The 14,952-nt window shown below is 59.3% G+C and carries 12 protein-coding genes; 5 read left to right on the top strand and 7 right to left on the bottom strand.

What is annotated here, in order from left to right; genetic code table 11:
- Positions 1-315 precede the first annotated feature (315 nt).
- The 4 genes from QTL56_RS12950 to rnk all read right to left on the bottom strand — a co-directional run bounded on the left by QTL56_RS12950 (position 316) and on the right by rnk (position 3,768).
- Positions 316-1,545: an HPP family protein gene (locus tag QTL56_RS12950; RefSeq protein WP_289393193.1), complete on the bottom strand. Its 1,230-nt coding sequence runs from the start codon at positions 1,543-1,545 to the stop codon at positions 316-318.
- A gap of 26 nt (positions 1,546-1,571) precedes the next feature.
- Positions 1,572-2,186 carry an alpha/beta hydrolase gene (locus QTL56_RS12955; protein ID WP_245137980.1) on the bottom strand — a complete coding sequence of 205 codons (615 nt, stop codon included), beginning with the start codon at positions 2,184-2,186 and terminating at the stop codon, positions 1,572-1,574.
- A gap of 482 nt (positions 2,187-2,668) precedes the next feature.
- Positions 2,669-3,208, bottom strand: coding sequence for a GreA/GreB family elongation factor (locus tag QTL56_RS12960; RefSeq protein WP_245137979.1), 540 nt, complete (start codon positions 3,206-3,208; stop codon positions 2,669-2,671).
- A gap of 140 nt (positions 3,209-3,348) precedes the next feature.
- Positions 3,349-3,768, bottom strand: coding sequence for a nucleoside diphosphate kinase regulator (gene rnk / locus QTL56_RS12965; RefSeq protein ID WP_245137978.1), 420 nt, complete (start codon positions 3,766-3,768; stop codon positions 3,349-3,351).
- 882 nt (positions 3,769-4,650) lie between these two features.
- Between rnk and QTL56_RS12970 the strand changes: the two genes are divergently transcribed.
- Together QTL56_RS12970 and QTL56_RS12975 are read left to right on the top strand one after the other, a co-directional pair.
- The gene (locus QTL56_RS12970; RefSeq protein ID WP_245137977.1) at positions 4,651-5,631 is read left to right on the top strand and encodes a sugar-binding transcriptional regulator; all 981 of its coding nucleotides are present in this window, start codon (positions 4,651-4,653) and stop codon (positions 5,629-5,631) included.
- A 61-nt stretch (positions 5,632-5,692) separates the two neighbouring features.
- A complete protein-coding gene (locus tag QTL56_RS12975; RefSeq protein WP_245137976.1) occupies positions 5,693-7,747 on the top strand; it encodes a bifunctional aldolase/short-chain dehydrogenase in 2,055 nt (684 codons plus the stop codon).
- A gap of 100 nt (positions 7,748-7,847) precedes the next feature.
- Here the strand turns inward: QTL56_RS12975 and QTL56_RS12980 are convergent, their stop codons facing one another.
- From QTL56_RS12980 to QTL56_RS12990, 3 genes are read right to left on the bottom strand one after another with little or no spacing between them, the layout of a single operon-like run.
- Positions 7,848-8,891: a substrate-binding domain-containing protein gene (locus tag QTL56_RS12980; protein ID WP_245137975.1), complete on the bottom strand. Its 1,044-nt coding sequence runs from the start codon at positions 8,889-8,891 to the stop codon at positions 7,848-7,850.
- 50 nt (positions 8,892-8,941) lie between these two features.
- A complete protein-coding gene (locus tag QTL56_RS12985) occupies positions 8,942-9,988 on the bottom strand; it encodes an ABC transporter permease (RefSeq protein ID WP_245137974.1) in 1,047 nt (348 codons plus the stop codon).
- The gene (locus QTL56_RS12990; protein WP_245137973.1) at positions 9,985-11,502 is read right to left on the bottom strand and encodes a sugar ABC transporter ATP-binding protein; all 1,518 of its coding nucleotides are present in this window, start codon (positions 11,500-11,502) and stop codon (positions 9,985-9,987) included. The genes QTL56_RS12985 and QTL56_RS12990 overlap by 4 nt, the downstream gene beginning before the upstream one ends.
- A 145-nt stretch (positions 11,503-11,647) precedes the next feature.
- On the opposite strand from QTL56_RS12990, the gene mtnK reads away from it, so the two are divergent.
- The 3 genes from mtnK to QTL56_RS13005 are packed head-to-tail and all read left to right on the top strand — an operon-like array spanning position 11,648 to position 14,950.
- The gene (gene mtnK, locus QTL56_RS12995; RefSeq protein WP_245137972.1) at positions 11,648-12,919 is read left to right on the top strand and encodes an S-methyl-5-thioribose kinase; all 1,272 of its coding nucleotides are present in this window, start codon (positions 11,648-11,650) and stop codon (positions 12,917-12,919) included.
- Positions 12,916-14,010, top strand: a complete 1,095-nt coding sequence (mtnA, locus tag QTL56_RS13000; RefSeq protein WP_245137971.1) for an S-methyl-5-thioribose-1-phosphate isomerase — start codon at positions 12,916-12,918, stop codon at positions 14,008-14,010. The genes mtnK and mtnA overlap by 4 nt, the downstream gene beginning before the upstream one ends.
- Positions 14,011-14,014: 4 nt before the next feature.
- Positions 14,015-14,950: a transketolase gene (locus QTL56_RS13005; RefSeq protein ID WP_245137970.1), complete on the top strand. Its 936-nt coding sequence runs from the start codon at positions 14,015-14,017 to the stop codon at positions 14,948-14,950.
- Positions 14,951-14,952: the final 2 nt, after the last annotated feature.

Here is a 14,952-nt window from a genome sequence, read left to right on the forward strand (position 1 = left end):
CCCGCTCGCCTATCAAGCGAGGGGCTAGCTTGCTGCTGTAAGTGCTTCTCTCTGGCGACGGGATTCCGAAGGTCCTCAAGTATGGATACGACTTGCTATCAATACCGATCAGGCCTAGGTATCAAGGGCCGGTCAAGACCTCCCAGTCGCCGGTGTCCCCTAGCGGCGCGTTAGCCGCGACTTAGCCACGGCCTATGCCGTGGCGATTTTTTTCCAGTAGCCTCATCGTCGCCAGCTCGGACCTTTGAGAGGAGTTCCGGCTTTGTAACAGGCCATGAAAAGTCCTGAAGCCCCAGAATGAGAAGACGAACCGAATTAGAATTCTGTTCGAACCATGCTGCGGGCCAATGCAGCGATCAGGTCGGTTCTGGTGACGATACCGATGAGTTTTCCATATTCCAGAATGGGCACGGCATCGACGTCTGTGTCGCCCATCAAGGGTAACAACGCTCCAAGTGGCGTTGCTGCAATGGCGCGAGGTACGGTGACGCTCATGATATCGAGTGCCAGGACAGGCTTGCTTCTTTCCGGGTCAATCAGCCGGCGTAAAGCAGGCATGAAGCCTCGATCGAGTCGAAGCGCATCGTCTCTTGCTCGACTGATGAGATGCATCTGGAAGATGATGCCTAGAAACCGCTGCTTATCGTCGACAACGGGAAGCGATGTAAAACGATGACGCCGGAAGAGATCCGCGACTGTGCCCAAATCTGTGTTCGCCTCCACAGTGATCAGGTTCGAGGACATGATGGCGCCCGCAGTTGTAGTGCCGGACTGGTGTGCCGCTGCCAGGAGTTCCGCTGCACCGATAAGGCGTGCCAAATCTTCAACGCCGAGGTTGAATGACTGTCGATATTGTTGAAGGATGTCGCTCAGCTCAGCCTCGGAAAGCCCTAGCCGTTCAACGGCGATCCGATCAGTGGTGCCATGCCTGTTTTGCTGGTCGAATTGACGAAGTGGGTAGCGGCGCCCTGTCACTCTGGCATAGGCGATCGCGATAAATACAAGGCTTACCGTACCCGTCGCAATTGGTGCAAGTGCGAACCAGAAACCAAGATGCTGAACAGCTTCCGGACTCATGGCCACCGTCATCGCGACTGCTCCTGCCGGCGGATGCACCGCTCGCAGCGTGAATGTCGCGACAATCGCAAGGGCGATAGCGAGGGCGATCCGCAATATTGGCTCGGGAACGAACAGCGAGATTGCGACGCCGACGAGCGCAGCAACCGTGTTGCCGACAACTGCGGACCACGGCTGAGCAAGCGGACTATTTGGAACTGCAAACATGAGAACCGCACTCGCGCCTAGCGGTGCGACGAGGTAGAGGCCATAGTCAAGATCAACGCCGGGAGACAACACGAAAAAGCCGGTCAGCCAAAGCCCTATGAAAGCACCAAGGCCCGCGCGCACGGCTTCCATTGGAGCAGTGCCAGCGACTGCTGGTCCTAATGAACGTAAGAACTGCAATTGAATGTTCCCGATCGACTGAAAGCGCAAACTTTCAGCAAACGATGAAAATTTCAACCGTATTAGCACTCCGCCGCTCATCTCCTCCGAATTGGAGACTTATTAGTTCAGAAGGAAATTCGCAGCAAAAGAAGGGCTAGCGCGTGACTAGATGCCATGGCCGATTTCATGTTCACCAAATGCCTAACTGGCAGAATACAAAGGTTTCCTCGCCGCACAGTAGTAGCGATGACCGCGAGCTCGTTAGGTTTGCACACAGGAGCGTCACGACCCGCAATAGCCAGCTGCGGATTGGAAATCATGTTCAATAAGGCTCTATAGTCAGTTCGCACTAACGGATAACGGCAGCCGACATCGCCTTCGACCGAAGTCGAGACAAAGTTGTCGATCATATCCCGGACCGGGGTTGGATTGGGATTAACATGCCGCAAGATTAACCAACTATCCTGGGTGCTGGCAGTGATCTTTGCAACTCCATCGGTCGGGACCGTGGCACTGTGGTCAGCCCATCCCTGTGCGGTGCCGATCCTAGCGGCTGTTGCGCAGAACGTCATCTTATCAAAGCGCTCACAAGCTATTAGCGCCAGCCAGCTCCCGGTCAACCCATCGATCGAAAGCCCGGGAATATGTGCCCGCCCGAAGTGCAGTGCATCCATCAGCACCAAGACATCGCCGCCAGATAGTCCGTCATATAGGGTGCAGACGGCGTGCCAAAGCGCCATGGCGAGGCTGGTCGTACCGCAGTATATGCAGGTGAAGCTCCAACCCAACAATGTGCGCGTCCCACATTGTCAGATTGGCGCCAAGGGAATTGCAAAACACGAGCCCGGGGGGCAGCACGACCGTCCATGACGGAAAGAAGTCGCCGTAACGGAACAAGGATCAAACAACAGCGTCGGGACGGGAGGCAGCTCTTGGAATAGAGCTTGGTACGAGCGCTTCGCTTTCGTCTAGCAGCGACGATGGCGTTGGTTACTTCCACGCCACCATACTGCCCTCGCCTGCTCTGGACCGGATCAGACGGAGTGTGTTTACACTCGCACCGAATCCGGTCCTGGAACCGCATTCTGTCGCAGGCAACGATGACCTTCGTCCGCACCGTATAGCTAGAAACAGTGATTTCTCAAAGGGAATGAATGCTTGTTTGAGTTCGGATGCGCGCCTCGATCTCAGCGCGGATCCGGGAAAAGATCACGGCTAGACGTCAGGCTGCTGATGGTCCCGGATCATCGAATCCGCCGGCCACAACGGAACTCATGCAGCGATGCCTATCAAGTCCGCCAGATATGACGCGCAGCATCGGTTTTCGCCCAGCCGTAGGCTCTTCTTGACCTAGCGCCTCTCGTTCACGCCGCGACGCTTCTGGCTGATACTCCACCTTCTCGAGCACAATCTTCTCCGTGACGCCATTCATATTGACCAATGACATCGCCTGGCCTTCGCGCAGTCCGAGAAGCGCCAGACCACGAAGCGTCGTGATGGGTAGGAACATGCCCACCGGACCATGTGTCTGGCCGGTCGAGATCACACGCGTGTCACTCTCCCCAGCTGCAACGCGGAAGCGTACCCGGCTATTGATGCTTGCAATGTCACCTGGCAGGTCTTCTCGGAAAACGACGAGCGCCTTCTCCATCTTGTTTCGTATCAGCGGCATCAGCAGGCCAGTCTGGTCATGGTGGCGATCTCGCAAGACCTCTAGGATAGTGAAATCCTTGGTCGTCAGGATAATGTTATCGTTCGACATTTCGCAGTTCTCCGTCGCTCACCTTTGAGCGAATACATCGACAAGAATGGGAGATCCCCCTGCGCACATTCCGCGCAGGGGTGACTATCCTGCGATTAGGCAGCCTCCATTGATGAAGAGACGACAAAGCGTGCGAGTCATCATGCCACCTTGCTTGCTGCAAGATTTTCTACGTGCTCGACATGAAGACGATGCACACGGCCGTCGCGTGCGACCCAGTCGATGGACTGGCCGGCAGAGAGACCAATGAGCGCAGCGCCAATTGGTGTGAGGATGGAAATCCTGCCAGCGGCAATATCGGCTTCTCCGGGAAACGCGAGTATCACCGTGCGATCCTCGCCAAGATCACTTGTAAAGCGAACAGTCGAGCCCATCCGCACGGCATTAGAGGCGATCTTGTAATTTTGCACGACGCGAGCACGGTCGAGTTCGAACAGGAGCTCCTCAGAGACCTCTGGGTTGCGCAAAGCATGAGCCTCCGCGAGCCGCGAAAGCCTCTCATGGTCTGTTTTAGTCAGGACGATCGCAGGCTTGCGATGACGCTTCGTGTCGGTAGCCATAGTCTCGTTTCCTACAAGCAAGCGCAGTTGCGCGTTCGCCGCGCCGCTGTCGTTTTAATATTGATGGATTGTCGCTTTGACGACGCTTGTTCCCGCCATGCGGGAAAGAACCGATGCCCCTCGACCAAGTCGCGACGCAACCGGGCCGGGGGTTACCTGCCTGCGATCAGGCACATCCGTGTGCGGATGATATGGTTGCGTTCAGTCAGCATGTCCCCAAGATGGGCGCAACGGATTGCGAAGTCAAGCAACGCAATCAGTTCGCCTCGAAAGCAGATAAATGGTCGCTATCCGCTGGATCGAGCCAAGCAGCAGGTGGCGCGGCATCCTTCTAGTTCGATTGCTGAGGTTGCTATTTGTGACCCATACATATAGCCTCACATAATGGGCCAAGACTTCCCAGTTGAAGGCATCCCCGCGGCGCGTCAGTCGCTTCCTAGCCACGGCATCTGCCGTGGCATTTTTTATTCGGGATTTCTTACACCATATCTCGAAATCCGGCTTTGAGCTTCACCAGGAAGCGGCTTCAGCGCTCATTCTTCACGCGTTTCACGCGCGCACCCCTGGGCAAGTTGCCTCGCACCTGTTGCTTGAATTTGGTGCTGGTCGAGACTGCAAAGTGCATCACCCGGATCCCGTGAATCAAACAGAAGGTTCCATCGCGGGTGCTGACCACATGAAGTCCGCGAATCTCGCGCCCATTGCGTAGATATAATGGCACCTGGACCTCGCGAACCGCCGGGTTACGAGCCTAGCACATGACGGAAGGCCAACGGTATTATCCGATGCTTTTCTGCATGCCGATTATGGGCTCCCAAAAGCCGCAGTTGACTTTTGTCAGCGGTAATGAATTATGTCAGGACCACCTGACGAGTACATCATATGTCGATCCGCGCCACCGACCAAATCATTCACAAGGCCGCCTGGCTTTACTACACACATGGGCTTCGTCAGGACGAAGTGGCGCAAAGGCTCGAGATCTCCAGAGCTTCGGTCGCCATGTATCTTCGCAAAGCGCGAGAGATGGGCATCGTCACAATAACCACCTCCTCGGAGCTGTTTTCCGATGACGTTCTGGCACGCGAACTTGAGGACGCAACCGGGCTGACGACCGTCTGGATTGTGCCGGAAGACCGGCAAGCCATGGATCCGGCCGCCGAAATGCCCGTCGTTGCCGCCTCCGTATTTCTCGAACTGATAAACAAGGGTGAGCGGGTTGGCGTCGCCTGGGGCCGCACTGTCTACCACATCGCCGACGTCATGCCCTTTGCTGACCTGCGCGGTGTAACTGTTGTCCAGCTCTGCGGCAACTTGGGAGCCCCCTACTCCTATCGCCCAGACCAATGCACGACGGAAATTGCCCGACGACTTAACGCGGAAGGCATCAATTTCTACGCGCCGCTGGTGCTCTCCTCGGAACGACTGGCCGACGAGTTACGCGGCGAGCCTGTCATCCAGGAGCAGCTTGCCGCTATTTCCGACTGCCAGTTGGCGCTCTATTCCGTCGGCGGCATCGAGGCTGACAGCCACCTCGTCAAATGCGGCGCCCTCTCGGCGCAAGGCATGCACGAAATGGGTGAACTGGGGGCAGCAGGCGTCATTGCCGGACAGCTCATCGATCAGGACGGCCGCTGGATGGATTGCGCCCACAATCGGCGCTGCATCTCTGCAGATCTTGATTCCATCCGGGCGATCAGGAAGCGAATGCTCGTCGTCCAGGAAGACAACAAGCTCGAACCGTTGATAGCGGCATTGAAGGGTGGCTTTGCCTCGCATCTTGTCGTCACCACCTCGATGGCGCGAAGGGTTTTGCAACACTGGAGCCACGAAGGGCTCGGCAAGGTGGGTTCGGGCAAGGCTTGAACTTCTAAAGCTTTGGTCCACCGATGCCGGTCGGACCGGTATATCGGGGAGGTCGAATATCATGGAGAATCTCTGGCGCGACGACGAGGCCGAACGGTTCGTTGCAAGCTATTCCACGAAGGGCGTCAATCGCGACCTGGCGCTACGCACCTACACGACACGTCTTCTTGGGGGGGAGCCGCGGCTTGTCCTGCACGGCGGCGGCAACACGTCCGTCAAGACCGAGGTGACCGATCTCGTTGGCGATACCCATGCCGTCCTCTGCGTCAAAGGCAGTGGCTGGGACATGGGCAGTATCGAACCGGCGGGCTTGCCGGCCGTAAAGCTCGCTTCGCTCCTGAAGAGCCGCAAGCTGGCGACACTCTCAGACGAGAACATGGTGACGCTTCTACGCGCCAACCTGATTGACCCGAGTGCCCCCAATCCATCCGTGGAGGCACTTCTGCACGCCTTTCTCCCCCACAAGTTCATCGACCACACCCATTCGACGGCGATCCTTGCCATCGCCAACCAAGCAGAGAGCCGGGAAATGAGCCGTGATCTCTTCGGCAGCAAGATGGGTTTCGTGCCCTACATCATGCCGGGTTTTGCGCTTGCAAAGGCAGCGGCGGAGGTGTTCGACCAGGACCCCACAGTCGAGGGACTGATCCTCGACAAACACGGGATTTTCACGTTCGGCGACACGGCCCAAGAAGCCTATGACCGGATGATCTACCACGTCACTGTGGCGGAGGATCACGTCAAGAAAAACGGTCGCAATCCCTTTACGCCGGCCAGGCTCCCGGACGAACTCGCAAGTGTGGACGAGATCGCCCCGCTCCTGCGCGGTGCCGTCGCCGTCTCCAGGGGCGAAGGCCGCTACGACCGCATGGTCAATGTGTTCCGCGCTTCGCCGCAGATCCTTGACTTCGTCAATACAGCCGAAGTCGTCGATATGGCCGCCAGAGGCGTGTCTACGCCAGACCTATCGATCCGCATCAAGACGGGCCCGATGGTGCTGCCGGCACCGTCAAGCGACGGCGTCGCCGGATATCGCGCTCTCATCGACGAACGCGTTGCTGCCTTTGCCGCTGACTACACCGAATACTTCCGCAGCAACGACGCCCGCGACGACGTCGCGCGCGTCATGCTCGATCCCATGCCACGCCTGACGCTGGTGCCAGGCCTTGGCATGTTCGGCCATGGCCGAACCTTCAAGGATGCAACAATCGCGGCGGATGTCGGCGAGATGTGGATCGAGGCGGCACGTGATGCAGAAGCCCTGGGGCGCTTCGAGCCTGTGAGCCGGCCCGATCTTTTTGATCTCGAATACTGGTCGCTGGAACAGGCAAAGCTCGCTGGCGCCAAGCCAAAACCATTTACCGGCCAGGTTGCCGTGGTCACCGGTGGAGCCGGTGCCATCGGTGCAGCCATCGTCAAGGCATTTGCAGCCGAAGGCGCGCATGTCGTGGCGCTCGATCTCGACGGTGAAAAGGCGGCGGCGACAGCCAGGTCCGCTGGAAACAGCTCGATTGGCATCGCTTGCGACATCACCGACCCTGTCTCAGTGCGCGCGGCCTTCGACAAGACGGTCGCCACCTTCGGGGGCGCCGACATTGTCGTATCGAATGCCGGTGCGGCCTGGGAAAGTGCGATCGCCACCATGGACGATGCACTGCTGCGCCGGAGCTTTGAGCTGAACTTCTTCGCCCACCAGACCGTGGCGCAGAATACGGTGCGTATCATGACGGCGCAGCAGACAGGGGGTGTGCTTCTGTTCAACGCCTCCAAGCAGGCGGTCAATCCGGGCGCCAAATTTGGCGCATATGGCCTGCCGAAGGCAGCCACCCTGTTCCTGTCGCGCCAATACGCGCTGGAGCATGGAGCGGACAACATCCGGGTAAACGCCGTGAATGCGGATCGCATCCGCTCTGGTCTGCTCAACGACGAGATGATCGCCAACCGCGCTGCCGCCCGAGGCCTTTCCGTCAAGGAATATATGGGCGGCAACCTGCTTGGGCTCGAAGTGACCGCCGAGGATGTGGCGCGTGCATTCGTACACCACGCACTGGCCGAACGCACCACGGCCGATGTGACCACTGTCGACGGCGGCAACATCGCAGCGGCCATGCGATGATCTTCCGAACGGATCGGGCACCTGCCCGATTTGCTTCACCACCTAAAACAAAAGGGGCGGTCCGGCGAACCGCCCCTTCTTCATTGCTATGGACGACAATTCAAGGCTTGGGCATCCATTCCGGCATAGCGACATCGGCATGAGCGAACTGCGGCAACTTAGCGCCGAGCTCCTCCATATTCTTGATGTCCTGATCGTTGAGGTCCTTCTGCGTGATCAGAGTTGGCGGCACGATGACCTGCTTGCCCGGATCCTCGCCGGCCAGCAGCATGGCAAGTGTCCGCACGGAAACCTGCCCGACGACCGCCGGGTTTGTTGCAGCGGTCGCAACCCAAGCGGAATCCGGCTCGCGCATCGCGGCAATGTCGGAGGTCGAGATGTCAGCAGAGTAGATCTTGACGCTGGAGGACATACCCGCCTCGTCGACGGCGATCTTCACGCCTTTGGCGAATTCATCATAGGGCGCGAACATCACGGTGATGTCGGGATTGGCGGAGACCACCGAGCGGGCCTGGTTGGCGACCGAATTGGCAATCGGGTTGTCCATCGTGCCGAACTGGGCAGCCTCGTTGATACCCGGATACTTGGCCTTGAATTCTTTCCACGTCTCATCGCGGCGGTCGAGTGGCGCAATGCCGGCGACGTAGACATAGCCGGCCTTAAAGCTCTCACCATTGTCCTTCACAGCCTCCTCAAGCGCCAGGCGGGCGAGATCCCGGTCGGACTGTTCGACCTGCGGGATCATGTCGTTTTCGACATTCACGTCGAAGGCAACAACCTTGATGCCAGCGTCGACCGCACGCTGAGCGGCTTCCTTCATTGATTCGGTGAGGCCGTGCTGGATAATGATGCCCTGCACGCCGAGCGCGATCGCCTGGTCGACCATGTCGGCCTGGAGCGCCGCATCCTGCCGGCTGTCGAGGACTTGAAGCTGGACTCCGAGCGCCTTGGCCTGCGCCTCCACGCCAGCGAGGTATGACTGGAAGAAGTCGCCTGTCGACAGGTAACGCACCAGCGCGATCTTGACGTCACCGGGGTTGTCGAATGGCTTTGGCATATCGGCTGCAAAAGATGGTGCGACGAATGTCGTTGCTGCCATCAGCCCGAGCGTTATTCTGCCCAGAGTTCTACGTGTAAAATGCATTTAAGTCTCCTCCACTTTTGAACATTGACTAGTCGCCGAGACCTCCCGTCTCAGCGTTTGCCTCTTTTCGAGAGCGCAAAGGTGAAAATCAGGGCGATGACTAGTACGGCGCCCTTGACGAAATCCTGCGTGTAGTAGGGCGCGTTCATCATAGTCAGACCCTGCAGCAGGATGCCGACGAACAGCGCGCCGACCGCCGTGCCGAAAGCATTCGGCTTGGCGGCGCCCAGCACGGCAAAGCCGATGAGGGCGGCAGCCACGGCATCCAGAAGCAGATTGTTGCCCGAGGCTATGTCCCCGCGACCGAGACGTGCGGCAAGAAGGATGCCGCCGATGGAAGCGAAAACGCCGGAGATGATATAGGCTGTGATCTTGTAGGCATTCACCGGCGCACCGGCCAAACTGGCCGCACGCTCATTAGAGCCGACCGCATACATCATGCGGCCGAAACGGGTGTATTCGAGGAAGAACCAGATAACGAGCGCCAGTACGATCAGCACGACCACCGAGACCGGAACGAGGTTCGGCAGGATCAGATCGAACCGATGGCGGCCGAGAGCCAGGAAGGCTGGACTGAAGGCGCCGGTCGCGGTTGAACCGTCGGGAAGTGTCATACCAGCCGCGATCGAGCGGCCCTCGGTCGGAATGCGCTGAAGTCCCAGAAGCAGGAACATCATGCCGAGCGTTGCCAACAGATCCGGCACCCGCATGTAAACGATGATCAGGCCGTTGACCAAACCGACCGCCATCCCGACAGCGAGGCAGACGAGCGTCGCGGTCAAGGCATCGCCACCCATCACCACCATCACGTAAGACGAGGCCATCATGGCTGTGGTGGCGACAGAACCGATCGAAAGGTCGAAACCACCGACCACCAGCGTCGCCGTGACGCCGAGTGCCAGGATCCCAGTGATCGACACCGATTGCAGGATGAAGACGGCGCTCTGAGGCGAGGCAAAGCCTCCGGTAACGAGCGAGAAATAGAGGACCATTCCTGCAAGCAGAGCAAGAAAGCCGTATTTGATCGCGGTTTCACGTATGCTCAGGGCTGGCGGAACGACGCCGGTGGTGGCGGATTTGCTCTCTTCATTCATCATCTTGCACTGACCTGTTGGTAGGGTTTCCCGGCGATCTCACAGAGCAGCCGCTCGATATCGATGTCTGTGTTGAGATGCTCGCCGACGATGGTCTGTTCCGACATCACCAGGATGCGATCGGCGACCTCAAAGGCTTCGTCGAGTTCCGTCAGGAAAAGAATGGTGGATCGACCTGCGGCGGAAGCGCGAAGCTTGTCGCCAATGTCCCGGCGCGCGGCAATGTCGACGCCCTGGAATGGTTCGTCAAGGATCAGCAGGCGTGACGGCTCGGACAGCCAACGGCCGACCATGACCTTCTGCTGATTGCCGCCTGACAGTGTCTGCATCTCATCGCGTTCGCTTCGGCAGACGACGGAAAGATCTGCAATCTGCTGGCGCGCCTTCGCTCTCTCCGCTCGGCGGCTGGCAATGCCCAGGGAGGAAAGACGCTTCAGGAACGGCAGGCTGATATTCTCGTAGATATTGAAATCTGGGACGATGCCGCTGATCGCCCGGTCCTTGGCAACGAGGAAAACACCGCGCGCAATCGCCTGTCTTGTTGTCTTTGGCCCGTAACGCCTGCCATCGAGTGTCATCTCGCCGGCTGCCGGTGCACGGGCCCCGAACAGTGTTTCGGCGAGCGCACTCTTGCCGACGCCAACGAGCCCAGTGACCGCGACGATTTCTCCTTCGCCGAGATCAAGATCGAAAGGACGCGTCTGCGGCGACAGCTTCAGCCCACGAACGCACAAGACAGGACGGCCCGCCGTACGTGCGGATACATCGCCAGCGGCGACCTTTCGTCCGAGCATCGCCTTGACCGCGCCCTCATAGTCCAGTTCAGGGCCTTCGAAACGGCCAGTGATGCGACCGTCGCGCAGCGCCAGAATGCTGTCGGCAAGCCGACGGATATCGGACATGCGATGGGATATGTAGAGAATGGCGACGCCACGCGCTTTCAGGCGATCGACAAGCTCGAACAGACGGTCGGCCTCGGCGCTTGACAGCGAGGAGGTGGGCTCGTCGAGGATCAAAACCCGCGGCTCATGCGCCATCGCCCGGGCAATTGCCACCATTTGCCGGTCCGCGAGGGTCAGGTCGTTGATGCTTGCGGAAAGATCGATCGCAAGACCCATGCGTACGGCCACGGCCGCAGCCTCGCGACGCACCCGGCGCGGATTGAAGAACAACCTGGCACCGCGTCCATTCAGCCGATCAAGGGTGAGATTGGTGGCGACATCGAGATCGGCAATGACCCCGTCATTGATGTTCTGGTGCACGGTGACAACACCCGCACGGATCGCCTCAGCCGGGGTTGTCGGCTCGAAAGCAGCTCCCGAAAGCGTGATGGTACCTGCGTCCCGCGTGTAGACGCCGGAGAGAATGCGCACAAGCGTGGATTTGCCGGCGCCGTTGGCACCCATCAACACCGTTACCTCGCCAGCCTTCAGCTCGAGATCCAACCCCTGGAGCACCGGCACCTGGCCAAACGATTTGCGCACGCCCTCCACGCGAAACACTGCCATTTCACCCATGCATTCCTCCCATTGGCATCACGTTAGGATAGCCATTCATCAAATGTCAAGGCCGTTGACAATTGACAGAATCTCGCCTTAGCTTTGCGCAAAGTCAGCATGGAGCGTGCGGTGGAGGCCGCCCCGTGGACAGGAGGAGATTTCAATGGACAGCCAGGTCTTCGAGGCGCTCAGCGCAGAGACATTGCCGGTTCGACTGGGTGGAAATGCTGCCGTCACGAACCGGATAGGTGAGGATTCGCACCGCTGGACCATCAGCGAAGTCGGCGACGGCAACCTCAATCTGGTCTTCATCGTGACGGGCGAAAAGGGCGCAGTCATCGTCAAGCAGGCGCTGCCCTATGTGCGCCTCGTCGGAGAGAGCTGGCCGCTTCCGCTAAAGCGTTCGTTCTTCGAGTATCATGCGTTAACGCGCCAGGCGCAGCGCGACCCGGGTATGGTGCCGGAAGTATTCTTCTTCGACGAGACCCAAGCGATCATCGTCATGGAGTTTTTGACGCCGCACGTCATCCTTAGGCGGGCCCTGATCGATGGAAGAACGCTACCGAGAGTTGGGCGCAATCTCGGCCTTTTTGTTGCACGCACGCTGTTTCGTGGCTCCGACCTGTCCATGGTCACGCGCGAGAAGAAGGCGGATGTCGCGCTGTTCTGCGACAATGTCGAGCTTTGTGACATCACGGAAAACCTTGTCTTCTCCGATCCCTATATCGAAGCGACTCTTAACCGCCATACCACGCCGCAGCTCGATCCGCTCGTGGCTGAACTGCGATCCGACCGGGACTTAAAGGTCGAGGCCCAGCGTTTGAAGCACATCTTCTCGGCCAAAGCAGAAACGCTCTGCCATGGCGACCTGCACACGGGCTCCGTCATGGTAACAGAAGACGAGACGCGCGTGATCGACCCGGAATTCGCCTTTTACGGCCCGATCAGTTTCGACGTCGGCATGTTGATCGCCAATTTCTGGATGAGCTATTTCTCCCAGGCGGGCCATGAGACCAGACCTGGCGCCCGCGACGACATGCGCCTCTACCTGCTCGAGACGATCGAAACGCTGTGGGACACATTCCGCAGCGAATTTGCCAATCTCTGGCGCACCGAGCGCCGGGGCATCCTCTATCAGGCGAGCCTGTTCGAAGATCGACGGGATCCGCTTGCCGCCGAGCAGGCATTGAACATCGTCATCGATGAAATCTGGTCCGAAATGCTCGGTTTCGCCGGCATCGAGATCCACCGCCGTATCCTCGGCCTTGCCCACAATGCCGATTTCGAAACCATCGCCGACCCCGAACGCCGTGCATCCTGCGAAAGCAAGGCGCTGAAGCTCGGGCGTCACCTCGCCGTCAACCGGCAGCGCATCCACAGTCTCCGGGACATCAGGGCGACCGTGGAGCGACTTGAAAAGGAGATTCTCGCGTGAAAGTCGGAGAACGCCACTACCATACCATCTGGGTGAACGAGGACGGCCGCTCGGTCGACATCATCGACCAGCGCTGGCTGCCGCACGAGTTCCGTATCGTAACCTTGAAAACCGTCAGTGACGTTGCAGTCGCGATCCGCGACATGTGGGTGCGCGGCGCGCCCCTGATCGGCGTGACTGCCGCCTATGGCGTCGCGATCGCCATGGCCAAAGATCCATCGGATGCGCATCTCGATGCCGTCTGGGAGGAGTTGAACGAGACCCGCCCGACCGCGATCAACCTGCGCTGGGCACTGAACGCCATGCGTACGCGTCTCGCCGGTTTGCCGGAGAGCGATCGTGCGGGTGCGGCCTACAAGCACGCCGCCGAGATTGCCGAGGAGGATGTGGGACTGAACCGCGCCATCGGCGCCAACGGCTTGGAGGTCATCCGGCAGATTGCGTCGAAGAAGAAACCCGGTGAGCCTGTGCGCATCCTCACGCACTGCAATGCCGGGTGGCTGGCGACGGTCGATTACGGCACGGCAACGGCGCCCATCTACATGGCCGTCGAGGCCGGCATCCCAGTCCATGTCTATGTCGATGAAACACGGCCGCGCAACCAGGGGGCCTATCTCACTGCCTGGGAAATGAGCGGGCATGGCGTACCCCACACTCTGATCGTCGACAATGCCGGGGGACACCTGATGCAGCACGGTGATATCGACATGGTGATCGTGGGGACTGATCGAACCACGGCAAACGGCGACGTCTGCAACAAGATCGGCACCTATCTCAAGGCACTGGCGGCCCGCGACAACGGTGTGCCGTTTTATGTGGCACTGCCCTCGCCCACCATCGACTGGACCGTCAATGACGGCGTGAAGGAGATCCCGATCGAGGAACGTGCAGCCGATGAGGTGAGCTTCGTGCAGGGGCGCGCCAAAGATGGCTCGATTACGACTGTGCGCATCTCGCCGGAGGGCAGCCCTGCCGCCAACCCTGCCTTCGACGTCACGCCTGCGCGCTTGATCACCGGCCTCATTACCGAGCGCGGTATCGCTGCAGCGTCGCCCGAGGGCCTGAAGGCCCTTTTCCCGGAACGGAGCTGAGACGATGAGCTTGCCCAACGAAAAATCCACCGAAGAGATCGCACTCGGCATCCGGCGCCGTGTCTTCTTCCATACGATGAAGCACAATGGCGGCTATCTCAGCCAGGCCTGCTCGGCCGCAGAAAGCCTGGCCCTGCTTTACAACGAATTGCTGACACTCGGCGAACCAACGCTGCCAAAGGTACCACTCCCGTTCCGCGGCGTTCCCTCGGCCGAGAATCCTGATGCCTTCACCGGCGCTGGCTATCACGGGCCCGTGGGCCCGGAATACGACCGCTTCTTCATCTCGCCCGCCCATTATGCGCTCGTGATCTATTCCGCGCTGATCGAGACGGGCCGGATGGACGAACATGCGCTCGACCACTTCAACAAGGACGGCGGCTCGGTCGAAATGATCGGTGCCGAGCATAGCCCCGGCATGGAAGTGACGACCGGGTCCCTCGCCCAGGGGCTCTCCATGGCATCGGGCGTCGCCTGGGCAAGACTCCGGAAGAAAGAGCCCGGCAAGGTCTGGGTCTACATGTCCGACGGCGAGTTCCAGGAGGGGCAGACCTGGGAATGCCTGGCGGCGATGAGCTACCACCAGATCGACAACATCCGCGTCGTCGTCGACGTGAACCGTCAGCAATGCGACGGCGCCATGTCATCGGTGCTCGATCTCGGCGATCTCGGAGCCCGTGTCACATCCTTCGGCGTCACATGCCGCTCGGTTGACGGCCATGACCTTGATGCGCTCCGGAACGCCGCAAGCAGTGCCGAAACCGGCAAGCCTCTGGTCATCCTTGCCAATACCTCGCCCTATCAGGGCATGGATTTTCTGAAGAAGCGTTTCCCACGCCTGCACTATGTCCGCTTCAAGAGTGCCGAGGAACGAGACGAAATGCAGGTCGCACTTGCCTCTGCACTCGGCATCGATCTCAACGCGATGGAAGGAGCCTGATC

Source organism: Peteryoungia algae, from assembly GCF_030369675.1.
In the GTDB taxonomy this organism is placed as follows: Bacteria; Pseudomonadota; Alphaproteobacteria; order Rhizobiales; family Rhizobiaceae; genus Allorhizobium; species Allorhizobium algae.

Coding starts and splice junctions, on each gene's coding strand:
- QTL56_RS12990 (WP_245137973.1), bottom strand. CDS start 11,502: ATGGGTGAAATGGCAGTGTTTCGCGTGGAGGGCGTGCGCAAATCGTTT.
- QTL56_RS12960 (WP_245137979.1), bottom strand. CDS start 3,208: ATGTCGAACGATAACATTATCCTGACGACCAAGGATTTCACTATCCTA.
- QTL56_RS12970 (WP_245137977.1), top strand. CDS start 4,651: ATGTCGATCCGCGCCACCGACCAAATCATTCACAAGGCCGCCTGGCTT.
- QTL56_RS12985 (WP_245137974.1), bottom strand. CDS start 9,988: ATGATGAATGAAGAGAGCAAATCCGCCACCACCGGCGTCGTTCCGCCA.
- rnk (WP_245137978.1), bottom strand. CDS start 3,768: ATGGCTACCGACACGAAGCGTCATCGCAAGCCTGCGATCGTCCTGACT.
- QTL56_RS13005 (WP_245137970.1), top strand. CDS start 14,015: ATGAGCTTGCCCAACGAAAAATCCACCGAAGAGATCGCACTCGGCATC.
- QTL56_RS12955 (WP_245137980.1), bottom strand. CDS start 2,186: ATGGCGCTTTGGCACGCCGTCTGCACCCTATATGACGGACTATCTGGC.
- QTL56_RS12950 (WP_289393193.1), bottom strand. CDS start 1,545: ATGAGCGGCGGAGTGCTAATACGGTTGAAATTTTCATCGTTTGCTGAA.
- QTL56_RS12975 (WP_245137976.1), top strand. CDS start 5,693: ATGGAGAATCTCTGGCGCGACGACGAGGCCGAACGGTTCGTTGCAAGC.
- mtnK (WP_245137972.1), top strand. CDS start 11,648: ATGGACAGCCAGGTCTTCGAGGCGCTCAGCGCAGAGACATTGCCGGTT.
- QTL56_RS12980 (WP_245137975.1), bottom strand. CDS start 8,891: ATGCATTTTACACGTAGAACTCTGGGCAGAATAACGCTCGGGCTGATG.